Raw genomic sequence first — 22,180 nt, 5'->3', positions numbered from 1 at the left:
GGAGGGAGACTGGGTCCGTGCGTGCCCGCCCGGTGATCCTCCACCTGGACCTCGACGCCTTCTTCACCGCGGTCGAGCAGCTGCACAAGCCGTCCCTGCGGGGCAAGCCGGTCGTCGTCGGGGGGGTCGGCGGACGCGGTGTGGTCTCGACGGCCTCCTACGAGGCCCGCGCCTTCGGCATCCGGTCGGCGATGCCGATGGCCGAGGCCCGGCGACGCTGCCCGAACGCCGCCTTCCTCAGCCCTCGGTTCGAGGCCTACCGCGACTGCTCGCACGCCGTGATGGACCTCGCTCGTGAGCTGACCCCGCTGCTCGAGCAGGTCTCCATCGACGAGGCCTACCTCGACCTCACGCCGGCGCTGCCCACGGCCGACGCCGAGGCGGTCGCCGAGCTCGCGGCGGGCCTGCGCTCCCGGATCCGCGGGCGCACCGGGCTCACCGCCTCGGTCGGGGCCGGGACGAGCAAGCTCGTCGCGAAGATCCACTCCGACCTGGCCAAGCCCGACGGGCTGCTCGTCGTGCCCGCCGGCGAGGAGGCCGACCGGCTCGCCCCGCTGCCGGTCCGCACCATCCCCGGGGTCGGCCCGGCGACCGCCGCGCGGCTGGCCGCGCACGGCGTGACGACGGTCGGCCGACTGGCCACGCTCGACCTCGGCGAGGTGGTCGCACTCCTCGGCAGCGCCCACGGGCGGCAGCTGCACGCCTTCGCGCAGGGCCTCGACGACCGCGAGGTCGTCACCGAGCGGGCAGCGAAGTCGGTCTCGGCGGAGTCGACCTTTCCCACCGACGTCACCGACCGGCTCCGGCTCGAGCAGCACGTGCGCCGGCTCACGAGCCGGGTCGGGCAGCGGCTGCGCGCCGACGGACTCTCCGGGCGCACCGTCGTACTCAAGGCGCGGCGCTACGACTTCAGCACCCTGACCCGGTCGGTGACCCTCGACCAGCCCACCGACGACGACGCCGTCGTCCTGCGCCACGCCCAGCGCCTGCTTGCCGGGCTCGACGTCGCCGGCGGGCTGCGCCTGCTCGGGGTCGGGGTCTCGGGGCTGTCGCTCTACACCCAGCCCGACCTGCTCGACGGGCTGTTGGAGCAGGCCACCCCGGCTCGGCGCGCCCGCCCGGGAACCCCCGCCGCCGAGAGCGAGGAGGAGGACGTGGACGGCGGGTTCGTCCGGCCGGACGCCGGGGGTGGGCCGAGCGAGCCTCCACCCGACGACCCGTCGCCGGGCGAGCCGCCCCCGGAGGAGCCGGTGGGCCGGGCAGCCTGGCGCCCCGGCCAGGACGTCGAGCACGCCGCGCACGGGCGGGGCTGGGTGCAGGGCAGCGGGGTGGGGCGGGTCACCGTGCGCTTCGAAGGCCCGCACACTGAGGTGGGCCGGGTGCGCACCTTCGCCGAGGACGACCCCGAGCTCCTCCCCGCCGAGCCGCCGCAGTGGCGACCGCAGGACGAGCCCGCCGGGACGGGCTGACCGCCTGCGCCGGCGGGCGCCGGGAGGTCAGGAGCGGGCGGTCAGTGCGCCGGCGGTCGCGACGTGGTCGGCGAACAGGCCCGGCCAGGCCATGATCCCGTACGGGGTGCGCGCGACGACGAGGCGGCTGTCGTCGAGCAGCTCGTGCAGGAGAGCGGCGGTGCTCAGGGGGTGCCCCGCGTCGTCGCTCCAGGCGAGCACGAGCGTCGGCACGTCGAGCTCGCGCAGTGCCTCCGGCTCGGGCAGGTCGGTGGCGGCCGCACCCCGCAGGACGGTGGGCAGCAGCTCCTCGGGCACCGAGGGGTCGGTCAGGGGTGCATCGGCGAGCGCCGGCGGCGCCCCGGCCTCCTCGGCCCGGGCGACGAACGCCGCCAGCCCCTCGCGCTCGACGAGCTCGGCGTTGGCCAGGTAGGTGGCGGCCTGGGCCCGCCGGGTCGTCCACGCCGTCGGGGGAATCGCCAGCGTCAGGCTCGCGAAGCGCTCCGGGTGGCGCACGGCGGCGTGCAGCAGCGTCCCCGAGCCCATCGAGGGCCCGAGCCCGTGCACCCGCTCGCCGGGGGCCACCACGTCGAGCAGGGCGAGCAGGTCGTCGGCCAGGCGCGGCCAGGTGTAGCTGCGCGGGTCCGTGCCCCCGCTCGAGCGGCCGTGTCCGCGGGCGTCGTAGCGCAGCACGCGGTGCCCGCGCAGGGCGCGCCCGAGGTCGAGGCCGATGCGCTCGTCCCGCTCGCGCGAGGAGTTCAGGCCGTGCAGCTGCACCACGAGGGGGCCGGCATCCCCGGAAAGGTCGTAGTCGAGCGCCGCGTCGGGCAGGTCGAGGGTGGGCACACCGCCTCCAGGAGGAACCATCGTCGGGGATGCGCCTAGAGTACGGCGGCATGCGGCTGACGAACGTCGCGCAGATGTCGCTGCCGCCCGGCCGGGTCCGCAGCCTCGCGCTCGCGCCCACCGGTCCCCCCGGCCGCCGGCTCCCGGTCTCGTTCGACCAGGGCCGGCACGTCGGCGAGGGGGACCGGCCCGGGTCGTGGATGGCGGTCGCCGTCCGCCTCTCCGGTCCGGCAGACGAGGACGCCCTCGCCGAGGCCTGGCAGGCGGTCGTCCAGCGGCACGGGACGCTACGAACCGCCTTCTCCCGCACCGGCGACGGCGACCTGCGCCTGCACGAGGTCACCCTCGGTGCCGGGACGTGGAGCGAGCACCCCGTCGACGGACACGCCACCCGCGAGGTGCTGCGCGACGTCCTCGACACCGCGTGCCGGTCCTGTGCGGTCCCCTCGCACCGGCTCTGCCTCGTCGTGCCCGACGCCGACGCGGAGGACCCCCGGCCAGCCCTCGTCATCGCGGCCGACCACGCGCACGTCGACATGTGGAGTCTCGTGGTGCTCGTGCGCGACCTGCTCGCCTGCCTCGAGGACGTCCGGGCGGGGACCGGCCCCGTCGGGGCCTCCCTGCCGGCCGCGCCCGCCTTCGCCGAGCACACGGCAGCCCTCGAGGCCCGCCCGGCCGCTCCCGGGCAGGTCCGCCGTCGCTGGGCCGACATCCTCGAGGCCGAGGGTGGCCTGATGCCGCTCTTCCCGCTCCCTCTCGGCGACGTCTCCAGCGCCAGGCCCGAGGTCGTCGAGGTCCGCGACGTCCTCGACGCCGAGGAGGTCGGCACGCTCTCCCAGCGCGCCCACGAGGCGGGCCTGCGCACCATCGCCCTGGCGGTCTCCGCCCTGACGAGCGCGACCCGCGAGGTGGCGCACCGGCCGCTGCGGGCGGTCTTCCCGGTGCACAGCCGCTACGAGGGCCGCTGGCACGACGCCTGCGGCTGGTTCATCACGAACGCGGTCATCGAGTCCTTCGACCCGGACCCGGCGGCGTGCGCGTCGGCGGTCAAGGAGGCCCTCGGGCTGGGGTCGTGGCCGCTGGCGCCGATCCTCGCCCCGTGGGGCGGCATGCCGCAGGCACCGGGGATGTTCGCCGTCTCCTGGCTCGACACCCGGCGCCTGCCCGTGCGGATCGACCCCGCCCTGGAGCTGCAGTACGTCTCGGCCCGCATCCGCACGGACGGTGTCATGGTCTGGTTCGTCGTCAACGACTCGGGGCTGCACCTGCGCTGCCGCTACCCGGACACCCCACAGGCCCGCGAGAACGTCGGGGCCTGGCTGGACGCCGTCGAGCGCGCGCTGCGGGTGGCCGCGGCGTCCTGAGCGGCGCGGCCGCGCTCAGGCGGGTGAGCCCGGCGCGCCGGTGCGTCGCGGCGCGTGTCCCCGCCGGTTCTCCGCGAGTGCCTCGCGCAGCTCGTCGTCGTCCATGACGAGGTAGACCAGGCCGCAGTCCTGGGGCCCGGTGGCTCCGGGGACGCACAGGGTGCAGTACTCCCCCACGCGGATCGGGCACTTCGGGTCCGGCCGGCGGCGCGCGCGGGTCGGGAGGCTCACCCGCCCAGGGTACGCCGCCGGCGCGGCCTCCTCGCCCCTTGTTAGGCAAGGCTCACCTGCATGTGGTTAGGTGGGTCCAGCCGCGGACCCGCCGCGGGAGCCCAGGGAGGTCAGCGGTGATCGTCTGTCACTGCCGGGTCGTCAACGACACCGCGATCACCGCCGCCGTCGACGAGGGCGCCCACACCCTGGCGCAGGTCTGCCGGGCCACCGGCGCCGGCACCGACTGCGGGGGCTGCGTGTTCTCGGTCAAGGCCCTTCTCTGCGACCATGACGTCGCGAGCACCATCGAGACCGCGGTGGTGCCCCCCGTCGAGGAGGAGACCTTCCGTGCAGCCAGCTGACCCCCGCATCGTCGAGCTCTTCAACGAGGCCCTGACCTTCGAGCTCACGGTGACCAACACCTACTTCCTCCACGCGCGGATGCTCGACAACTGGGGCTTCACGCGGCTCGGCAAGGTGTTCTACGACCTGTCGATCGACGAGATGCGCGACGCCGACGCGCTGATCAACCGGATCCTCTTCTTCGAGGGCCACCCGAACGTCCAGAAGCTCGGCGCGATCACCGTCGGGGAGACCGCCGAGGAGATGCTCCGGCTGGCGCACCGCAGCGAGCTCGCCGCCGTGGCCCAGTTCAACGCCTCGGCCAAGGAGTGCCACGACCTCGGCGACCACGGGTCGGCCGCGGTGTTCGAGGAGATGGTCCGCGACGAGGAGAAGCACGCCGACTTCTTCGAGTCCCAGCTCGACGCCATCGAGCGGATCAGCATCCAGCAGTACCTCGCCCAGCAGATGGAGGCGGGCGCGGGCCCCTCGCCGTCCTGAGCGGTCGGCCACCCCGCGCGGGGAGGGTCAGCCGCGTCCGGCCGGCCCTCCCACCTCTCGGGGTGTCCCGCCGTCGGCCAGTCGGACGCCGGTGAGCGCCCAGCGCGCGCGGTGTGGGAAGAAGTTGCGGTAGGTCAGCCGAGCGTGGGCCGGCGGGGTGAGCGCACAGCCGCCGCGCAGCACCATCTGGTTGCTCATGAACTTGCCGTTGTACTCGCCGATCGCCCCGTCGGCCGCACGGAACCCGGGGTAGGGGTGGTAGGCCGAGGAGGTCCACTCCCAGCAGTCGCCGTAGACCTGGCGCAGCCGGTGCTCGCCACCGGCTGCGGGCGCCGCGCTCGGGTGGAAGTGCTCGAGGTCGGCGAGGTTGCCGCCGGAGCGCGCGGCGTCGCCCTGCCCGTCCTCGACGACGGCGTGCTCCCACTCCCCCTCGCTCGGCAGGCGCTTGCCGGCCCACGTCGCGTACGCCTCGGCCTCGTAGAAGCTGACGTGCCCGACGGGCAGCCCGGGGTTGACCGGCCACGTGCCGTGGAGGGTGTGCTCGAGCCAGACACCGTCGTGCTCGCTCCAGTACAAGGGCGCCCGCCAGCCCTCGCGCTGGACGGTGGCCCAGCCGTCGGAGAGCCACAGCTCGTGGCGCGCGTACCCGCCGTCGGCCATGAACCGCAGCCACTCGCCGTTCGTCACGAGCCGGTCGGCCAGCCGGTACGGCTCCAGCCACTGCCGGTGGCGGGGGAGCTCGTTGTCGAAGGCGAACCCCTCCCCCTCGTGCCCGACCTCGACGAGCCCGCCCTCGACGTCGACCCAGCCGAGGTCGTCGGGCTCGGTGCGGGCCGGCCGGGTGCCGCCGTAGACCGGCTCGAGAGGGTTGCGCGAGAGGACGTGCTTGATGTCCATGAGGAGCAGCTCCTGGTGCTGCTGCTCGTGGTGGAAGCCGAGCTCGACGGTGGGCGCGAGCTTGTCGACGGTGCCGTCGTCGAGGGAGGCGACCAGGTCGCGCATCCGGTCGTCGACGTTGCCCCGGTAGAGCCCGACGTCGTGCGCGCCGGGCCGGGTGACGAGCCCCCGGTCGGGGCGGGAGTACCGCGGCCCGAGGCTCTCGTAGTAGCTGTTGAAGAGGAACCAGTAGCGGTCCTGGAAGGGGGCGAACCCCGGCTCGTGCGGGCTGAGCACGAAGGTCTCGAAGAACCACGTGACGTGCGCCCGGTGCCACTTCGTCGGCGAGACGTCGGGCATCGACTGCACGGTCTGGTCCTCCGGCGACAGCGGCGCCGCGAGGCGCTCGGTGTGCGCCCGCACCTCGTCGTAGCGGGTGGCGAGGCTCGTGGCGTCCCACGGGGCGGTCGCGCTCATGGCCGGGGTCCTCTCCTCGGGTAGCCGGTCGCCCCCATCCTCACCCCGGCCGCGCGCTGCGGCCACCGGAGCGCGAGCGCGTAGGCGGCCGGTCAGCCCCCGCCGCCGGTGGGGGCCAACCCGGTGACGACGAGTGCCGGCTCGCCGGCCTCGTCGGTCGCCGCGAGGTCGAGCTCGGCGGTGATCCGCCAGTCGTGGTCGCCCTCCGGGTCCTGGAGGATCTGGGTGACCGCCCAGGTGCCGTCCCGCTGCTCGACGTGGAAGAGGGCCGGCCCGCGGGCGTCCGGGCCGGCGCCGACCTCGCCGTACTCCGCGAGGTAGCCCGCCGCGGCGTCCTGCCACTGCGCGGCGCTCAGCCCTCCGTCGAGCGCGGCCAGGGCCTCGTAGCGGCCGAGCGCCAGCAGCTCCACGCGCCGGAACATGCTCTGGCGCACCATGACCCGCAGCGCCCGAGGGTTTGCGCTCAGGGCTCGGCCCTCGGGGGTGGGGCGGACCTCGTCCTCGGCCGTCTGGGTGGGGTGGGTCAGGGCCTCCCACTCGTCGAGCAGGCTGGAGTCGGTGTGGCGGACCACCTCGCCCAGCCACTCGACGAGGTCGTCGAGCTCCTCGGTGCGCGCCGAGAGTGGCACGGTGGAGCGCAGGGCCCGGTAGGCGTCGGTGAGGTAGCGCAGGAGGACGCCCTCGGCCCGGGCGAGCTTGTGGTGGGCCACGAGCTCCCCGAAGGTCATCGCCCGCTCGAACATCTCGCGCACGACCGACTTCGGCGACAGGTCGCGTGGGTCGACCCAGGGGTGGCTGCGCCGGTAGGTGCGCAGGGCCTGGTCGAGCAGGTCGGCGAGCGGTCGCGGCCAGGTGACCTCCTCGAGGGCCTCCATCCGCTCCTCGTACTCCAGCCCGTCGGCCTTCATCGCGGCGACCGCCTCGCCGCGGGCCTCGAACTGCTGGGCCAGCAGGACCGGGCGTGGGTCGTCGAGGGTGGCCTCGATGACGCTCACGACGTCGAGCGCGTAGTCCGGCGACTCCCGGTCGAGCAGCTCCAGGGCCGCGAGCGCGAAGGCCGAGAGCGGCTGGTTGAGGGCGAACCCCTCGTGGAGGTCCATGGCCACCTGGAAGGGACCCTCGGCGTAGCGGGGGCCCTCGCGGCGCAGGAACCGCTCCAGGGGCGGGCGGTCCGCCGGGGTGTCCCGGAGGCCCTCCGCTGCCCCGGCCGAGGACGCGGGTTGCTCGGGGGTGGGCTCCTCGGGCGCCGCGAAGCCGGCGGCCGCGAGGGCCTCGCCGAGCGCGCCGAGCCCCTCCGACGGCGCCTCGGGGGTGTCCGCCCCCTGCTCGGCGGGGGCCTCGGGCTCCTCTGGCTCGGGCTCGGGGGGCAGCCAGTCCTTGAGGGAGGAGCCGTCGTCCGGCTCGAGGACCCCGGCGCTCAGCAGCGAGCCGACGACCTGCACGGCCCGCTCGAGGAGCCGTGCGCGCCGCTCGTCGTCCTCGTGGTTGTCGAGCACGAGGGTGTACAGCGCGTCCTGCTGGCCCTCCCACTGGTCGAGGACGCCGAGCACCATCGCGTGGGTCACCCGCATCCGGGGCCGCAGGGGCTCCGGCGGGGCGCCGACGAGCCGCTCGTAGGTGGCCTCGGTGTAGGACAGCGTGCCCTCGGGGGGCTTCTTGCGTACGACCTTGCGCTGTCGTTTCGGGTCCTCGCCGGCCTTGGCGAGCGCCTTGGCGTTCTCGATGACGTGCTCGGGTGCCTCGACGACGACGTGGCCGAGGGTGTCGAAGCCAGCACGGCCTGCCCGCCCGGCGATCTGGTGGAACTCGCGGGCGCGCAGCACCCGCTGCCGCCGGCCGTCGTACTTGGTCAGCGAGGTGAGCAGGACGGTGCGGATGGGGACGTTGATGCCGACGCCGAGGGTGTCCGTGCCGCAGATGACGGCGAGCAGGCCGGCCTGGGCGAGGGTCTCGACGAGCCGGCGGTACTTCGGCAGCATCCCCGCGTGGTGCACGCCGATGCCGTGCAGGACGAGCCGTCGGAGGGTGTGCCCGAAGCCTTTCCCGAAGCGGAAGCCGCCGACGGCCTCCTTGAGGGCGGCCTTGCGGGCCGCGGTGACGACCTCGACCGAAGCCAGGGCCTGAGCCTGCTCGACCGCTGCCGCCTGGGTGAACGACACCACGTAGACCGGTGCCTTGTCCTCGCGCAGCAGCAGCTCGAGGGTCTCGTGGACGGGCGTGAGCACCCACTCGTACTCCAGGGGCACGGGGCGCTGCGTGCCTGTGACGGCGAGGACCTCCCGCCCGGTGCGCGCGTGCAGGTCCTCCTCGATCGCATGCGTGTCGCCGAGCGTCGCCGACATCAGGAGCATCTGCGCGCCCGGCAGCAGTAGGAGGGGGGCCTGCCAGGCCCAGCCGCGGTCCGGCTCGCCGTAGAAGTGGAACTCGTCCATGACGACGAGCCCGACATCGGAGGAGTCTCGTTCGCGCAGAGCGTGGTTGGCGAGGACCTCGGCGGTGGCGCAGATGACCGGTGCTCCGGGGTTGACCGCCGCGTCGCCGGTGAGCATCCCGACGTGCTCCGCCCCGAAGGTCTCGACGAGGGCGAAGAACTTCTCGGAGACGAGTGCCTTGATCGGCGCGGTGTACCAGGAGCGCCGTCCGGTGGCGAGCGCCAGGGCGTGGGCGGCGACCGCGACGAGGGACTTGCCGGAGCCGGTCGGCGTGGCGAGGACGACGTGGGCCCCCTCGGTGAGGGCGAGCACGGCCTCCTCCTGGGCCGGGTAGAGCGTGAACCCCCGCTCGCCGGCCCACTCGACGAACACGTCCAGGGCGGCGTCGGGGCCGATGCCGGGGCCGCCCGGGCGGCCGTCGGCCCCGGTGAGGCGGTCGGTGAGGGTCATCGTCGGCGATTCTCCCCGATCCGCCGCTCCCCCGGGATGCCGGGCATGGCGGCCGGTCGCTCGGCGTGGACGGCCTCGCCCCTCAGCGGCCGGCACCGACGATGCGGACCGCGAGGTGCGCGTAGTGCTCACCGAGCTCCTCGGGGGTCCAGGCACCGTCCTCGCGGTACCAGCGGGCGACGTCGACGGCGAGCGAGAGGAGCGCCGCCGCCGCGACCCGCGGGTCCTCGCAGTGGAACGCGCCGTCCGCGACCCCGTCCTGGACGACCCCCTGCATCTCGGCGTCGACGGCGTGCCGCAGGGCCTCGACCTCCGTGCGGTGCTCCGGCGCCAGCGCCGCGAGCTCGTCGTTGACCACGCGGGCGAGGACGTGCGCCCGGGCGTGGTAGCTCACGACGTCGCGCACGACCGCGCGCAGCCGCTCCACGTGGTCCGCGCTCGAGGCCCGGGCCGAGCGCAGGACGGCGAGCATCGTCTCGTGGCCGCGGCGGGAGATGCGGTAGAGGATGTCCTCCTTGGAGCGGTGGTGGACGTACAGCGCCGCCGGGGACATGCCGGCGGCAGCGGCGATGTCGCGGGTGGTTGTGCCGTGGAAACCCTTGCGGGAGAAGGCCTCGACGGCGGCGTTGTACAGCCGGTCGCGGGCTTCGCCGGACCGTGGTGCCGGGCGTCGGGTCTCGGTCACGTCGTCCTCCTCGGGCGCGCTGCGACCGCGTCCGCCCGGGGACGGCGGGGGTTGACGCGGTGGCGGCACGACGGCCATGCTGTGCCTGAGCAAGCGCTTAGTCAACCCCTGGGAGGCACCGATGCCCACCGACGACACCGCCGCCGCGGCGGGCCGGCTCGCCGGCCGCGTCGCCCTCGTCACGGGCGCGAGCCGCGGCATCGGCCTCGGCATCGCCGAGCGGGTGGTCGCCGAGGGCGGGCGCGTGGTCCTCACCGCGCGCACCGAGGAGACGCTGACCGAGGCGGTCGACCGGCTCGGGGGCCCACCGGTCGCCCTCGCCGTCGCCGGCAGGTCGGACGACGCCGACCACCGGGCCGCGGCGGTGGCTGCGGCGGTGGGCACCTTCGGTCGCCTCGACCTGCTCGTCAACAACGCCGGGATCAACCCCGCCTACGGACCCCTGATGGACCTCGACCTCGACGCCGCCCGCAAGATCCTCGAGGTCAACGTCACCGCGAGCCTCGGCTGGACCCAGGCGGTCCACGCGGGCTGGATGCGCGAGCACGGCGGCGCGGTGGTCAACGTCGCGTCCGTGGCCGGCACCGCCCCGGCCCCGGGCATCGCCATGTACGGCGCGAGCAAGGCCGCGCTCATCCACCTCACCGAGGAGCTCGCCGTCGAGCTCGGGCCCGGCGTGCGGGTCAACGCCGTCGCCCCCGGCGTGGTCAAGACCCGCTTCGCGCGCGCCCTCTACGAGGGTCGCGAGGAGCAGGTCGCCGCCCGGTACCCGCTGGGGCGCCTCGGGGTGCCCGAGGACGTCGCCGGCGCCGTCGCCTTCCTCCTGTCCGAGGACGCCGCCTGGGTCACCGGGCAGACCCTCGTCGTCGACGGCGGGCTCACCCTGACCGGAGGCCTGTGATGGGCCGGAGCCGGTGAGGGCCTGGCAGGTCCCGGCCCTCGGCGAGCCGGCGGAGGTCCTCGCCCTCACCGAGGTACCCGAGCCGGTCGCCACCGCGGGGCGGGTCGTCGTGCGCGCCCTCGCCACGCCGGCCAACTTCCCGGACGTCCTCATGTGCCGGGGCCACTACCAGGTGCGTCCGCCGCTGCCGTTCACCCCGGGCATCGAGGTCTGCGGCGAGGTCGTCGCCGTCGGCGACGGGGTCGACGGGGTCGCGGTCGGGGAGCGGGTCCTCGGGACGACGGCGCTGCCCCACGGCGGGTTCGCCGAGCTGGCCGCTATGGACGGCGGGTCCACCTTCCCCGCCCCGGACTCGCTCGAGGACGCCCAGGCGGCCTCGCTGCACATCGCCTACCAGACCGGGTGGTTCGGGCTGCACCGGCGTGCGGGTCTGCGCGCCGGGGAGACCCTGCTCGTGCACGCGGCGGCCGGTGGCGTGGGCAGCGCCGCCGTCCAGCTCGGCCGCGCGGCCGGGGCCCGGGTCGTCGCGGTCGTCGGTGGGCCGCACAAGGCGCAGGTGGCGCGCCGGCTCGGGGCCGACGTCGTCGTCGACCGGCACACCGAGGACGTCGTCGAGGTCGTCCGCTCGGTCACCGGCGGCCGTGGCGCCGACGTCGTCTTCGACCCCGTGGGTGGCGAGGCCTACCGCAGCGCCACCCGGTGCGTCGCCTTCGAGGGGCGGATCGTCGTCGTCGGCTTCGCCGGCGGGGAGATCCAGTCCGCCGCGCTCAACCACGCCCTCGTGAAGAACTACGCCGTTCTCGGGCTGCACTGGGGGCTCTACGCCGCCCGCGAGCCCGAGGCCGTGCGGGACGTCCACGCCGAGCTCGTCCGGCTCGCGGACGCCGGCGCGCTCGCCCCCCTGGTCAGCGAGCGCCTGGGGCTCGAGGACGTCGCCGCGGGTGTCCAGCGGCTCGCGGACGGGCACACGGTCGGGCGGGTCGTCTACGTCGCCGACCCCGCCGCGCGCCGCCCGTCAGCGGACCCCGAACGACCCGACCCCGACCCGAGGAGGCCCCTCAGATGAGCACCGCCCGAACCGCTGTCGTCACCGGAGCAGCACGTGGCATCGGCGCCGAGGTCGCCCGCCGGCTGGCCGCCGACGGGATGTCCGTCGCCGTCGTCGACCTCGACGAGTCCGCCTGCCGCTCGACCGTGGAGGACATCGCGCACGCCGGCGGCACGGCCCTGGCCGTGGGCTGCGACGTGTCGGACGAGGAGGCGGTCACCGCGGCCGTGGAGCGGGTGGCCACCGAGCTCGGCCCGCCGACGGTGCTCGTCAACAACGCGGGCATCATCCGCGACAACCTGCTCTTCAAGATGACGACCGCCGACTGGGACGCCGTGATGGACGTCCACCTGCGCGGCGCGTTCCTCATGACCCGGGCCTGCCAGGCGCACATGGTGCAGGAGCGCTTCGGGCGGATCGTCAACCTCTCGAGCACCTCGGCGCTCGGCAACCGCGGGCAGGCGAACTACTCCGCCGCCAAGGCCGGGATGCAGGGGCTGACCAAGACGCTGGCCATCGAGCTCGGGCGGTACAACGTCACGGCGAACGCCATCGCCCCCGGCTTCATCGAGACCGACATGACCGCCGCGACCGCGGCCCGGGTCGGGGTCGACTTCGAGCAGTTCAAGGAGGCGGTGGCCCGTGAGACGCCCGTGGCCAGGATCGGCCGCCCCGCGGACATCGCCCACGCCGCCTCGTTCTTCTGCAGCGAGGGTGCCGGGTTCGTCTCCGGCCAGGTGCTCTACGTCGCCGGCGGCCCCCGCGACTGACCGATGAGCCCCTCCCCGACGCCCCCAGGGCTGGAGCCGGACGCCCTCACCGCCTGGTGGCGCCGGGTGCTCGGCGACGACCCGGACACCGCGCTGGCCGGCCCCACACGCCCCCTCGACGTCGAGCTCGTCGCCGGCGGGAAGTCCAACCTCACCTACCGGGTCGGCGACGGGGAGCGCACCTGGGTCGTGCGCCGCCCACCGCTCGGGCACGTCCTGGCCACCGCGCACGACATGGGACGCGAGCACCGCGTCGTCTCGGCCCTCGCGCCCACCGCCGTCCCAGTCCCCGCGACGTACGCCTTCTGTGCCGACGAGTCGGTCGTCGGCGCTCCGTTCTACGTCATGTCCGACGTGCCCGGCACGCCGTACCGGACTGTCGGCCAGCTCGCGCCGCTCGGCGAGGCGCGCACCCGGGCCATCAGCGAGCGTCTGGTCGACACGCTCGCGGCGCTGCACGCGGTCGAGCCGGAGGCGGTCGGGCTCGCGGACTTCGGCCGCCCCGAGGGCTTCCTCGGGCGCCAGGTGACCCGCTGGCGGACGCAGATGGCGACCTCTCTGACGACCGAGCGGCCGCTGGAGTCCCGCCTCGCCCGTGCCCTCGCCGACGGCGTCGAGGGCGCCGAGGCCGAGGCGCGTCCGGGCATCGTCCACGGCGACTACCGGCTCGACAACCTCCTCGTCGACGACCACGACCAGGTTGCCGCGGTCCTCGACTGGGAGATGGCCACCCTCGGCGACACCCGCACCGACCTCGCCCTGCTCGTGCTCTACGGCCGCCTCGCCGACCTCGCCCCGGGTGCGGTCGCCGACGCCGTCCGGGCTCCGGGCCACCTCGACGAGCGCGGGATGCTCGAGCGCTACGCCGCCACGTGCGGGCTCGGGCCGGTGCCGCTCGATTTCCACCTCGGGCTCGCGGCGTACAAGCTCGCGGCGATCCTCGAGGGCATCCACCACCGCTACCTCGCCGGGCAGACCGTCGGCGAGGGCTTCGCAGGGGTCGGCGCCGTCGTCGACCCCCTGCTCGCCGCCGGGCTCGACGCCGTCGGCGGCCACGCCTAGCATCCGCACCCGCCCCAGAGGAGACCGACGTGGACTTCACGCCCGATGCCCGGACCGAGCAGCTGAGCGGCGAGCTGCGCGACTTCCTGCACACCCGGCTCGTCCCCGCGGCGGCGGTGTTCGACGACCAGGTCGCCGCGCTCGCCGACCCGTGGGCGTGGTCGAGCGTCCCGGTGCTCCAGGAGCTGCGTGCCGAGGCCCGCGAGCGCGGGCTGTGGAACCTCTTCCTGCCGGGAGACACCGGGGGCCGTCGGCTCGGGGCCGGGCTGACCAACCTCCAGTACGCGCCCCTCGCCGAGCTCACCGGCCGGCTCGGCCGGCTGGCCCCGGCGGCGCTGAACTGTGCGGCGCCCGACACCGGGAACATGGAGGTGCTCGCGATGTTCGGCTCCCCCGAGCAGCAGGAGCGCTGGCTCGTCCCGCTGCTCGAGGGCAGGATCCGCTCGGCGTTCGCGATGACCGAGCCGGACGTCGCCTCCTCGGACGCCACGAACATCGCGACGAGCATCCGGCGCGAGGGCGGGGAGTACGTCGTCAGTGGCCGCAAGTGGTGGATCACCGGGGCGATGAACCCGCAGTGCGAGGTGTTCGTCGTCATGGGCAAGACCGACCCCGACGCCGACCGGCACCGCCAGCAGTCGATGGTCCTCGTTCCGCGCGACGCGCCCGGCGTGGAGGTCGTGCGCCCGATGACGGTCTTCGGCTACGACGACCACGACCACGGGGGGCACGCCGAGCTGGCCTTCCACGACGTGCGGGTGCCCGCGGCCAACCTCGTCGGGGAGGAGGGTGCGGGCTTCGCCATCGCCCAGGCGCGGCTCGGCCCGGGCCGGATCCACCACTGCATGCGGGCGATCGGCGTCGCGGAGCTGGCGATCGAGCTGATGTGCGCCCGGGCGAGCGAGCGGGTCGCCTTCGGGCGGCCGCTCGCCGAGCAGGGGGTCGTGCGCGACTGGATCGCACAGGCCCGGGTGCGGGTGGAGCAGCTGCGGCTGCTCGTCCTCAAGGCCGCGTGGCTCATGGACACCGTCGGCACCCGGGGGGCGCACACCGAGATCCAGGCGATCAAGGTCGCCACGCCGCAGACGGTCGAGTGGGTCCTCGACAAGGCGATCCAGGTGCACGGGGCCGGCGGGATCTCGCAGGACTTCCCGTTGGCCGCGGCCTGGGCGGGGGTGCGGACCCTGCGCTTCGCCGACGGTCCCGACGAGGTGCACACGAACGCCCTCGCCAAGGCCGAGCTGCGGCGCCAGGCGGCCGTCAGGGCGCCGGCCGGCTGAGCGGCCGGCGCCCTCTCGAGCGTCAGCCGGCGAGCATCTTGGCCACCCACGCGTCGCGGGTCGCGACCATGGCCTGCGCGACCGCGGTGTGCGGCGCCATCATGTCGCACCCGTGGAAGCCCCCCGGCCAGACGTGCAGCTCGGCCTGGACCCCCGCACGCCACAGGCCGGTGGCGTAGGCGACGTCCTCGTCGCGGAAGACCTCGGCGGTGGCGCAGTCGATGTAGGCCGGCGGTAGGCCGGTGTGGTCGGTCTCCCGGGCCGGGGCGGCGTACACGGACACCTCGTCGGTGCCCCGGCGCTCGCCGAGCAGCGCCGTCCACCCGGTGAGGTTGCTCGTGCGGTCCCACACGCCCACCCCGTCGATCTGGGCGGTCGAGACCGTGGCGTCACGGTCGTCGAGCATCGGGTAGATGAGCAGCTGGCCGGCGAGCTGCGGACCCGAGCGGTCGCGTGCGAGCAGCGCCGTGCCGGCCGCGAGGCCACCACCGGCGCTGGCGCCGGCGATGAGCAGCCGGGAGGTGTCGACGCCGAGCTCGTCGGCGTGCTCGGCGGTCCACACGAGCCCGGCGTAGCAGTCCTCGACGGGGTAGGGGTCGGGGTTCTCCGGGGCGAGGCGGTACTCGACGGTGACGACGACGGCCCCGAGCTCGGTGACCCAGGGGAGGAACTGGGCCAGACCGGTGAACCGGTCGCCCATGATCATCCCGCCGCCGTGGGTGTGGAAGACGACCGGTGCGGTGCCGGTGCGGTCCTCCCGTTCCAGGACGCTCACCTCGATCTCGTCGCCGAGATGGCCGGCGATGGTGTGGTCGGTCCGGCGCACCTTGGCCTCGGCCAGGGCCTCGTCGACCGGGACGTCCATCGGGAGGGGGGCGCGCAGCGCCGGGATCATCTCCGGGGTGATCGTGCTCGGCAGCGCCTCGGCGAGGGCGGCGAGCACGGCCTCGAGCTCGGGGTCGAACGGGGGACGGGGCAGCGTCGTGGACATCGGCGTCCTCTTCTCGTCGGGCACCACCTCGTCGTGGCGCTCTCCCATGGTCGGGCGGTGCCGCGGGCCGCGTCACCCGCCAGTCGCGGCGCGATCCGGGCCCGCGTGCGCCGAACGCGCGCTCAGCCGGGCCGGCCGAGCTGCTGGGCGAGGCGGGCGAGCTGGCAGCGGGCACGCCCGCGGGCCGTCCACGGGTCGTAGCCGAGGGCCTCGGCCAGCGCGGTCCGCCGGGCGGCCAGGCTCGAGTGGTGCATGCCCAACGCGGCGGCCGCCGCGCGCAGGCTCTCTGAGCCGACGAGCACGTCGAGGATGCGCAGGGAGCGCTCGTCGAGCGTGTCGAGGACGGCGACGTCGGGCGCGGGCGGGGTGCGCTGCGCGAGGGCGGCGGCGGCCTCGAGCAGCCCCCCGAGCTCCTCGGCGTCGACCGGTGCGCCGGTGGCCCGGCTGACCTGCAGGGCGAGCCTCGCCGCCGACGCCGACCGGACCAGCTGTGCGGGCTCACCCCAGGGGCCCAGGCCGACGGGCCCCTCCGCCGGAGCGGCGTCGCGCGGGTGGAGCACCGCGAGCCGCACCGGGCCGTCGGTGCCGGCCAGCACCGCGGAGGCGCCCGGGAGGTGCCGGTCCGCTGTCACCGCGAGCGCGCGCACCCGAGGGCCGAGCCCGGCCCGCGCGGCGGCCGCGGTCCGTTCCTGCGGGGTGCGCTCCCCGTCGAGGAGCACCCCCAGGGGGCCGAGGGAGCGTTCCCGGTGCCGGCCGCGCACGATGGACACCCCGAGCGCGCAGCGCTCGAGCACCATGGCGTCGTTGGCGTGTGCCGGACCCGTCCGCTCGAGCCACACCCGGCCGTCCGCCGCCGGGCGGCTCGGCCACCCGCCGGCCTCGCCGGCGGGCAGGCGCACCCCTTCGGGTGACATGCGCAGCGCGCCACCGGGCCAGCAGGCACCGGCGACGGTGCCGCTGAGCACCGCCGCGCCCTTGAGCAGGGCCTCGGTGCCGGCGGCCCCCGCGATGAGCGCGTCGAAGTACCCGATGACCTTCAGCTCGTCGCCCGAGGTCGGGTCCAGGGCGCTCAGGCGCCCTACGAGTTCCTGCATCGTCAGCTCCGTTGCCGGGAAAGCCCGATCCTACGACCCGGGCCGACGAAGACGGAGGGTTCGGCCGACGGCGCCGGCCCGCTCGTCCGCGAGATCGCCGGCCCGGAGTCCTGCCGACGGCCTCAGGACGGCTCGGGCAGCTTCCCGCCACGGGCGACGTCGGGGTCGGTGCACGCGGAGAGGTCGAAGCAGCACGGCCGGCGGGTGCCGTGGTCCATCTTGTCCAGCCCCACCCGCACGCGCTTGGCCCGCGTCTCGGGGCTGCGGGTGGCGCCGACCCACCGCACCCACTCCCAGCGGGCCATCGGCGTGATGTCGCGCCAGAGCTCGCGGATGTGCTCCGGGGCGGCGCCGAGGGCCTCGGAGAGGTCGGCCGGCACCTGGGGTTCCGGCCACTGCGTCGCCACCTGGAGCTCGACGTCGACGTGCTCCCCCGCGGAGAGGCCGGCCTCGCGGGCGAGCGCGTCCTCGACGCGCAGCCAGTGGCCACGGCGTCCGTCGGGCTCGACCACCGTGTCGAACCCGACGCCCCGCAGCGACGCCCGGGCGGCGACCTGCCCGCGTGAGGGCAGCGCGGCGCTGGCCTGCGCCGGCAGCCGCACCAGCCGGGTCGCCCCGACGATCTCGAGGTCACCGGCGAAGCGCACGGTCGTGCCGGCGGCGCTGCGCGTGGTCATGGGCGCAAACCTACGCCTGGACCTCGAGGACGTCGACGGACAGGACCGTCGGCAGGTGCCGGGCCACCTCGTCCCATGTCGCGCCCTCGTCGCGGCTGGCGAACACCGAGCCGCTGTTCGTCCCGAAGTAGACCCCTGCCGGGTCCCGGTGGTCGCCGCTCATCGCCTGGCGCAGGACGGTGAAGAAGCACGCCTCCTGCGGCAGACCGGAGCGCTGGGCCTCCCAGGTCACTCCGGCGTCGCGTGAGCGCCACACCGCCGCCGCGGCGTCGGGCGGGAAGCGGCCCGCCATGTCGCCGTTCAGCGGCAGCGTCCACACCGTGTCCGGGTCGCGCGGGTGGGCCCACAGCGGGAAGCCGAAGGTGGACGGCAGCCCGGCGGTGACGTCGTGCCAGGAGCGGCCCGCGTCGTCCGAGCGCCAGACACCGTGGTGGTTCTGCTGGTAGAGCCGGTCGGGGCCGGCCTGCTCGAGGTGGTGGACGCACATCCCGGTGAGGCCGTCCGAGGGCCCCGCGGGGTGGGCCACCCCCTCCTGCGCGGTCGGGTCCGCGAGGTCGTTGCACCGCCGCCAGGTGACCCCGCCGTCCTCGGTGACGAACACGCCGGCGGAGGAGATGCCCACCCACAGCCGCTCGCGGTCGACGGCATCGGGCACCACGGTGTGCAGGACCAGCCCGGCACCCCCGGGGACCCACTCCTCGCGCGAGGGATGGTCACTCAGGCCCTTGACCTCCGACCAGGTCCGGCCGTCGTCCTCGCTGACGAGCAGCATCGCGGGCTTGGTGCCGGCGTAGAGCCGCTCGCCCGAGCGGGCGAGGGACCACACCTGGTCGAACCCGTCGCCGAAGGGTGCCGGCTCCTCGCTCCAGCCGACCATCTGCGCGAACCCGGGGTCGCGGGCCGCCCAGGAGTCGAGCTCGCCGGTCGTCAGCTTGCACAGCGCCCAGGTGTGGCCGCGGTCGGCCGAGCGCCACACGCCCGCGCCGGACCAGGCGCCGCCCCCGCCCGCCCAGACCATCCCCGTCTCCGGGTCGCCGACGACGTGGTTGACCGGCCAGCCGTCACAGTAGGGCCCACGCACACTCCAGCCGGTGCGCTCGGGGGTGCCGTCGAGGACGAACGCGCCCTTGGTCGTCCCGACGAGCAGGTGGAGCGCCGTCCCGGTCATCGCGAGCCCCTTCGGGTGACGCCGCCCGTCTGCGGCGGTGGGCCCCAGTGTCCCGGTGGGCGGCGGTCGTGGCAACCGGCGCGGACGCCCCCCGACGGCAGCGACCCCGGGGGTCGGTGCGCGGGCACCGGCCCCCGGGGTCGCCGGGAGGAGGGTCAGTCGTCGCTGTCGAGCGCGGCGACCTCCTCGGCGGTCAGCTCGAGGTCGGCCGCCTGGGCGGAGTCGGTGATGGACTCCGGGCGCGAGGCGCCCGGGATGGGCAGGACGACGTCGGCGAGCGCGAGCTCCCAGGCCAGGGCGACCTGGTGGGGGCTCACCCCGTGCGCCTGCGCGACCTGCGCGAACGCGGAGTGCTCGTCCCCGAGGCCGGAGGCCTTCTTGATCCCGCCGAGCGGGCTCCACGGCAGGAAGGCGATGCCGAGCGAGGCGCAGTGCTCGAGCTCCTCGCGCGAGGAGCGGAAGGCCGGGGAGAACTGGTTCTGCACCGACACCAGCCGGCCCCCGAGGACCTCGTTGGCCTCGTCGATCTGGGCGACCGTCGCGTTGGAGATCCCGGCCCGCTGGATCACGCCCTCCTCGAGCAGCTCGACCAGGGCTCCGACGGACTCGGCATAGGGGACCGCCGGGTCCGGGCGGTGGAACTGGTAGAGCCCGATGGCGTCCACCCCGAGCCGCTTCGCGGAGGCCTTCGCGGCGTCCTTGAGGTACTCGGGCCGACCGTTGAGGGTCCACGAGCCGTCGCCGGGGCGCAGGTGCCCACCCTTGGTGGCGACCACGACGGCGGAGGTGTCCCCGCCGTACTCACGCAGTGCCGTGGCGATGAGCTCCTCGTTGTGGCCGACCTCCCCCGCGTCGCGGTGGTAGGCGTCGGCGGTGTCGATGAACGTGACACCGGCGTCGAGCGCCGCGTGGATGGTCCGGACCGAGCGCGCCTCCTCCGGGCGGCCCTCGATCGACATCGGCATGCCGCCGAGCCCGATCGCGCCGACCTGGAGGTCTCCGAGAGCACGCTGCTTCATGACATCAGCTCCTGTGTGGCAGAAGGGGCGGCGCGGTGCCGGGGCGGCACGCGCCGGGGTGGCTACCCCAGTGCCAAGGCACCCGAGGGCGCCGTTGTTCCCCGTGTCGTCAGCACACCCCGCGGGACCGACCAGTGGTAGCCGGCTCGGAGCCGGTCCACGGCCAGCCGCTCCAGGCGGGTGCGGGGACGCACGGCCCGCGGGTCGAGCACCTCGGCCATCGGCCGGCGGAAGAGGAACCGGCACACGTCCTGGTCGCCCTCGTCCGACGGCCGCGCCGGGCCGACCGCGAAGCGCCGGGTGAAGGCGGCGATGTTGCTGTCGGCGGGCAGCTCGCGCAGGGCCGGGTCGAACAGCCAGGTCGTGCAGTGGACCTCGGCGGTGCCGAGCAGCGCCTCCGCCCGCGCCAGCGAGGAGGAGACCGCGGCCGGGTCCAGCGGTCCGCCCTCGGGGATGTGCAGGGCGCGCCCCGCGGGCCCGGCCAGCCGCTCGTACTGCAGCCGCCCGACGGCCACGACGTCGCCGCGCAGCAGCCCGACGAGCCACGGCAGGTCCGCGTCGGCGCCGTAGCTGTCGACCTTGCGGCCGACGTCGGCCAGGGTCTCGGCGGTCGTCGGCTCGGGGAGGCCGAGAGAGCGGTGCCACCGCACCGCGGAGTCCTCCACGGCCCACAGCGCGGCCACGAGCGCCGGGAGGTCCGGCGCGGCGGGTGGTGGCGGGGCGGGAGCGTCGGCCTCCAGCGCGAGCAGCAGCCGCTCGACGAGCCCCGGGTCGGCCGGGCGCGTGGGCTCGGGGAGGGCGAGCCGGGAGCGGCTCATCCGTGCAGCAGGGTGAGCAGCCGGGCGACCTCGGCGGCGAGCGCCGAGCGCCCCGGGCCGATGTACCGGCGTGGGTCGACGAGGTCCGGCCGGGCCAGGGCGTCCCGGACGGCGGCGGTGAACAGGGCGTTGAGATGGGTGGCGATGTTGACCTTCGTCATGCCGGCGCGCACGGCGCCGGCGAGCCCGGCGTCGTCCAGGCCCGAGGAGCCGTGGAGGACCAGTGGCACCGCGACGGTGCTGGCGATCCGGCCGATGAGCAGCTCGTCGACGGCGGCGTCCCGGGTGGTCATCGCGTGCGAGGTGCCGACCGCCACCGCGAGCGAGTCCACGCCGGTGGCCTCGACGAACGCTGCGGCCTCGGCCGGGTCGGTGCGGACCCCGGGGGCGTGCACGCCGTCCTTGCCGCCCACCTCGCCGAGCTCGGCCTCGACCCGCACCCCGTGGGCGTGACAGTGCTCGACGACCGCGCGGGTCGTCGCCACGTTCTCCTCGTACGGGAGGGCGGACCCGTCGAACATGACGCTCGGGACACCGAGCGCGACCGCCGCGTGGACCAGGTCGACGCTCTGGGCGTGGTCGAGGTGGACGAGCACCGGGACCTCCGCCGCGCGCGCGAGCGCGAGGCCGGCGAGCGCCACGGGCTCGAACCCGCCGTGGTAGGCGGCGGTGTTCTGGCTGATCTGCAGGACCACCGGTAGCCCGGCCTGCTCGGCACCCCGGACGATCCCCTCGGCGTGCTCGAGGAGGACGACGTTGAACGCCCCGAGCCCCCGGCCGGCGGCGCGCGCGGCGCCGACGAGGTCGACCTGCGGCGTCGTCATCCGAGCACGACCGAGCGGGTCAGCGAGCGCGGGTGGTCCGGGTCGAGGCCGCGGGCCTCGGCGAGCGCCACGGCGAAGCGCTGGGCGACGACGAGTGCCGCGAGCGGGTCGAGGTCGTGGTGGACGAACCGGGCCCCGGTGGCGGCGACCTCGTCGGCGAGGCCGACGGGGACCTCCCCGAGGGCCCACACGAGACGACCGGGCTGGGCGATGCTCACCGGTCCGTGCCGGTAGTCCATGGCCGGGTAGGACTCGGCCCAGAACTGCGCCGCCTCCCGGGTCTTCAGCGCGGCCTCGAAGGCCAGCCCGACGCTCCAGCCCCGCCCGAGGAAGGTGCACTGCTCGGCATCGAGCAGCGCCTCCACGGGGACCGTCAGGGCGGTGTCGCACGCCTGCGCCAGCGGCTCGACGTCCTCGCCGAGGTGGGCGCGCAGCAGGGCCAGGGTGCTCGTGGCGAAGCGGGTCTGGACGACCGACTCCTCGTCGGCGAAGGGCAGCTCGACGACCTCGCCCGCGGCCCGTGCCGCCGGGGAGTCGGGCACCGCGGTGACGAGGGTGGAGGGGGTCTCCCCGATTCCGGCGAGCAGGTCGACGATCTCGGTCGTCGTGCCGGAGCGCGAGATCGCGAGCACCCGGTCGTACCGGCGTCCGGTGGGGAACTCGCTGCCGGCGAAGGCGTCGGTCTCCCCGTGGCCGGCCCGCTCGCGCAGTACCGCCCAGGCCATGGCGACGAACCAGCTCGTCCCGCACCCGACGACCGCGACCCGCTCCCCGGGCGCGGGCAGGAGGCCGGCGACCTGTGGGGCCAGCCCCGCGGCCCGGCGCCAGGTCTCGGGCTGGGAGGCGATCTCGGCGGTGACGTGCGGCATGGAAGGGCTCCTCGGGTGTGCCTGC

The 22,180-nt window shown here is 75.3% G+C and carries 22 protein-coding genes; 9 read left to right on the top strand and 13 right to left on the bottom strand.

What is annotated here, in order from left to right:
• The first annotated feature begins 17 nt into the window (after positions 1-17).
• Entirely contained in the window at positions 18-1,469 is a 1,452-nt protein-coding gene (locus tag G8D98_RS13310) for a DNA polymerase IV (RefSeq protein WP_166104279.1), read from the top strand.
• 27 nt (positions 1,470-1,496) lie between these two features.
• Here the strand turns inward: G8D98_RS13310 and G8D98_RS13305 are convergent, their stop codons facing one another.
• The gene (locus G8D98_RS13305) at positions 1,497-2,294 is read right to left on the bottom strand and encodes an alpha/beta fold hydrolase (protein WP_166104276.1); all 798 of its coding nucleotides are present in this window, start codon (positions 2,292-2,294) and stop codon (positions 1,497-1,499) included.
• A 50-nt stretch (positions 2,295-2,344) separates the two neighbouring features.
• On the opposite strand from G8D98_RS13305, the gene G8D98_RS13300 reads away from it, so the two are divergent.
• Positions 2,345-3,658, top strand: a complete 1,314-nt coding sequence (locus G8D98_RS13300; RefSeq protein WP_166104273.1) for a condensation domain-containing protein — start codon at positions 2,345-2,347, stop codon at positions 3,656-3,658.
• A gap of 15 nt (positions 3,659-3,673) precedes the next feature.
• Here the strand turns inward: G8D98_RS13300 and G8D98_RS13295 are convergent, their stop codons facing one another.
• The gene (locus G8D98_RS13295) at positions 3,674-3,889 is read right to left on the bottom strand and encodes a DUF6767 domain-containing protein (protein WP_166104164.1); all 216 of its coding nucleotides are present in this window, start codon (positions 3,887-3,889) and stop codon (positions 3,674-3,676) included.
• A gap of 116 nt (positions 3,890-4,005) precedes the next feature.
• Between G8D98_RS13295 and G8D98_RS13290 the strand changes: the two genes are divergently transcribed.
• Together G8D98_RS13290 and bfr are read left to right on the top strand one after the other, a co-directional pair.
• Positions 4,006-4,233: a (2Fe-2S)-binding protein gene (locus G8D98_RS13290; RefSeq protein ID WP_166104270.1), complete on the top strand. Its 228-nt coding sequence runs from the start codon at positions 4,006-4,008 to the stop codon at positions 4,231-4,233.
• Positions 4,220-4,714 (top strand): bacterioferritin, encoded by a 495-nt coding sequence (gene bfr / locus G8D98_RS13285; RefSeq protein ID WP_166104267.1) that lies wholly within the window; start codon positions 4,220-4,222, stop codon positions 4,712-4,714. The genes G8D98_RS13290 and bfr overlap by 14 nt, the downstream gene beginning before the upstream one ends.
• Before the next feature lie 27 nt (positions 4,715-4,741).
• Here bfr and egtB read toward each other — a convergent pair whose 3' ends face one another.
• The 3 genes from egtB to G8D98_RS13270 all read right to left on the bottom strand — a co-directional run bounded on the left by egtB (position 4,742) and on the right by G8D98_RS13270 (position 9,634).
• Positions 4,742-6,067 (bottom strand): ergothioneine biosynthesis protein EgtB, encoded by a 1,326-nt coding sequence (gene egtB / locus G8D98_RS13280; RefSeq protein WP_166104265.1) that lies wholly within the window; start codon positions 6,065-6,067, stop codon positions 4,742-4,744.
• Positions 6,068-6,159: 92 nt separating this feature from the next.
• Positions 6,160-8,949 carry a DEAD/DEAH box helicase gene (locus G8D98_RS13275; protein WP_166104262.1) on the bottom strand — a complete coding sequence of 930 codons (2,790 nt, stop codon included), beginning with the start codon at positions 8,947-8,949 and terminating at the stop codon, positions 6,160-6,162.
• An 82-nt stretch (positions 8,950-9,031) separates the two neighbouring features.
• Positions 9,032-9,634: a TetR/AcrR family transcriptional regulator gene (locus tag G8D98_RS13270; RefSeq protein WP_229661971.1), complete on the bottom strand. Its 603-nt coding sequence runs from the start codon at positions 9,632-9,634 to the stop codon at positions 9,032-9,034.
• Positions 9,635-9,755: 121 nt separating this feature from the next.
• Between G8D98_RS13270 and G8D98_RS13265 the strand changes: the two genes are divergently transcribed.
• From G8D98_RS13265 to G8D98_RS13245, 5 genes are read left to right on the top strand one after another with little or no spacing between them, the layout of a single operon-like run.
• Positions 9,756-10,535, top strand: coding sequence for an SDR family oxidoreductase (locus tag G8D98_RS13265; RefSeq protein WP_166104259.1), 780 nt, complete (start codon positions 9,756-9,758; stop codon positions 10,533-10,535).
• A 13-nt stretch (positions 10,536-10,548) separates the two neighbouring features.
• Entirely contained in the window at positions 10,549-11,601 is a 1,053-nt protein-coding gene (locus G8D98_RS13260) for an NADPH:quinone oxidoreductase family protein (protein ID WP_166104257.1), read from the top strand.
• Complete coding sequence (fabG, locus tag G8D98_RS13255) at positions 11,598-12,353, top strand: 3-oxoacyl-ACP reductase FabG (protein WP_166104254.1); 756 nt, start codon at positions 11,598-11,600, stop codon at positions 12,351-12,353. Before G8D98_RS13260 ends, fabG begins: the two co-directional genes overlap by 4 nt.
• Before the next feature lie 3 nt (positions 12,354-12,356).
• On the top strand, positions 12,357-13,415 hold the full coding sequence (locus tag G8D98_RS13250) for a phosphotransferase family protein (protein WP_166104251.1): 1,059 nt from the start codon (positions 12,357-12,359) through the stop codon (positions 13,413-13,415).
• Between the two features lie 29 nt (positions 13,416-13,444).
• Positions 13,445-14,695 carry an acyl-CoA dehydrogenase family protein gene (locus G8D98_RS13245; RefSeq protein ID WP_166104248.1) on the top strand — a complete coding sequence of 417 codons (1,251 nt, stop codon included), beginning with the start codon at positions 13,445-13,447 and terminating at the stop codon, positions 14,693-14,695.
• 22 nt (positions 14,696-14,717) lie between these two features.
• Here G8D98_RS13245 and G8D98_RS13240 read toward each other — a convergent pair whose 3' ends face one another.
• From G8D98_RS13240 to G8D98_RS13205, 8 genes are all read right to left on the bottom strand, one after another.
• Positions 14,718-15,734 carry an alpha/beta hydrolase gene (locus tag G8D98_RS13240; protein ID WP_229661972.1) on the bottom strand — a complete coding sequence of 339 codons (1,017 nt, stop codon included), beginning with the start codon at positions 15,732-15,734 and terminating at the stop codon, positions 14,718-14,720.
• A 74-nt stretch (positions 15,735-15,808) separates the two neighbouring features.
• Positions 15,809-16,780 (bottom strand): hypothetical protein, encoded by a 972-nt coding sequence (locus tag G8D98_RS13235; RefSeq protein ID WP_166104245.1) that lies wholly within the window; start codon positions 16,778-16,780, stop codon positions 15,809-15,811.
• A 122-nt stretch (positions 16,781-16,902) separates the two neighbouring features.
• Entirely contained in the window at positions 16,903-17,457 is a 555-nt protein-coding gene (locus G8D98_RS13230) for a YdeI/OmpD-associated family protein (protein WP_166104242.1), read from the bottom strand.
• Positions 17,458-17,467: 10 nt separating this feature from the next.
• Positions 17,468-18,625, bottom strand: coding sequence for a WD40/YVTN/BNR-like repeat-containing protein (locus G8D98_RS13225; protein ID WP_166104239.1), 1,158 nt, complete (start codon positions 18,623-18,625; stop codon positions 17,468-17,470).
• 155 nt (positions 18,626-18,780) lie between these two features.
• Positions 18,781-19,644 carry an aldo/keto reductase gene (locus tag G8D98_RS13220; RefSeq protein ID WP_166104235.1) on the bottom strand — a complete coding sequence of 288 codons (864 nt, stop codon included), beginning with the start codon at positions 19,642-19,644 and terminating at the stop codon, positions 18,781-18,783.
• Positions 19,645-19,706: 62 nt separating this feature from the next.
• A complete protein-coding gene (locus G8D98_RS13215) occupies positions 19,707-20,462 on the bottom strand; it encodes an acyltransferase domain-containing protein (RefSeq protein WP_166104232.1) in 756 nt (251 codons plus the stop codon).
• The gene (locus G8D98_RS13210) at positions 20,459-21,286 is read right to left on the bottom strand and encodes a class II fructose-bisphosphate aldolase (protein WP_166104229.1); all 828 of its coding nucleotides are present in this window, start codon (positions 21,284-21,286) and stop codon (positions 20,459-20,461) included. The genes G8D98_RS13215 and G8D98_RS13210 overlap by 4 nt, the downstream gene beginning before the upstream one ends.
• Positions 21,283-22,155: an SIS domain-containing protein gene (locus tag G8D98_RS13205; protein ID WP_166104227.1), complete on the bottom strand. Its 873-nt coding sequence runs from the start codon at positions 22,153-22,155 to the stop codon at positions 21,283-21,285. Before G8D98_RS13205 ends, G8D98_RS13210 begins: the two co-directional genes overlap by 4 nt.
• Positions 22,156-22,180: the final 25 nt, after the last annotated feature.

It is taken from the genome of Phycicoccus endophyticus, from assembly GCF_011326735.1.
Classification (GTDB): domain Bacteria; phylum Actinomycetota; class Actinomycetes; order Actinomycetales; family Dermatophilaceae; genus Phycicoccus; species Phycicoccus endophyticus.
This window is presented reverse-complemented; position numbering and strand designations above follow the sequence as displayed.

Bases quoted from the DNA above. Each gene is read 5' to 3' on its own strand.
- G8D98_RS13300 (WP_166104273.1), top strand. From the start codon at position 2,345: ATGCGGCTGACGAACGTCGCGCAGATGTCGCTGCCGCCCGGCCGGGTC.
- G8D98_RS13205 (WP_166104227.1), bottom strand. From the start codon at position 22,155: ATGCCGCACGTCACCGCCGAGATCGCCTCCCAGCCCGAGACCTGGCGC.
- G8D98_RS13250 (WP_166104251.1), top strand. From the start codon at position 12,357: ATGAGCCCCTCCCCGACGCCCCCAGGGCTGGAGCCGGACGCCCTCACC.
- G8D98_RS13265 (WP_166104259.1), top strand. From the start codon at position 9,756: ATGCCCACCGACGACACCGCCGCCGCGGCGGGCCGGCTCGCCGGCCGC.
- G8D98_RS13235 (WP_166104245.1), bottom strand. From the start codon at position 16,780: ATGCAGGAACTCGTAGGGCGCCTGAGCGCCCTGGACCCGACCTCGGGC.
- G8D98_RS13225 (WP_166104239.1), bottom strand. From the start codon at position 18,625: ATGACCGGGACGGCGCTCCACCTGCTCGTCGGGACGACCAAGGGCGCG.
- G8D98_RS13215 (WP_166104232.1), bottom strand. From the start codon at position 20,462: ATGAGCCGCTCCCGGCTCGCCCTCCCCGAGCCCACGCGCCCGGCCGAC.
- G8D98_RS13275 (WP_166104262.1), bottom strand. From the start codon at position 8,949: ATGACCCTCACCGACCGCCTCACCGGGGCCGACGGCCGCCCGGGCGGC.
- G8D98_RS13210 (WP_166104229.1), bottom strand. From the start codon at position 21,286: ATGACGACGCCGCAGGTCGACCTCGTCGGCGCCGCGCGCGCCGCCGGC.
- G8D98_RS13220 (WP_166104235.1), bottom strand. From the start codon at position 19,644: ATGAAGCAGCGTGCTCTCGGAGACCTCCAGGTCGGCGCGATCGGGCTC.
- G8D98_RS13240 (WP_229661972.1), bottom strand. From the start codon at position 15,734: ATGGGAGAGCGCCACGACGAGGTGGTGCCCGACGAGAAGAGGACGCCG.
- fabG (WP_166104254.1), top strand. From the start codon at position 11,598: ATGAGCACCGCCCGAACCGCTGTCGTCACCGGAGCAGCACGTGGCATC.
- egtB (WP_166104265.1), bottom strand. From the start codon at position 6,067: ATGAGCGCGACCGCCCCGTGGGACGCCACGAGCCTCGCCACCCGCTAC.
- G8D98_RS13230 (WP_166104242.1), bottom strand. From the start codon at position 17,457: ATGACCACGCGCAGCGCCGCCGGCACGACCGTGCGCTTCGCCGGTGAC.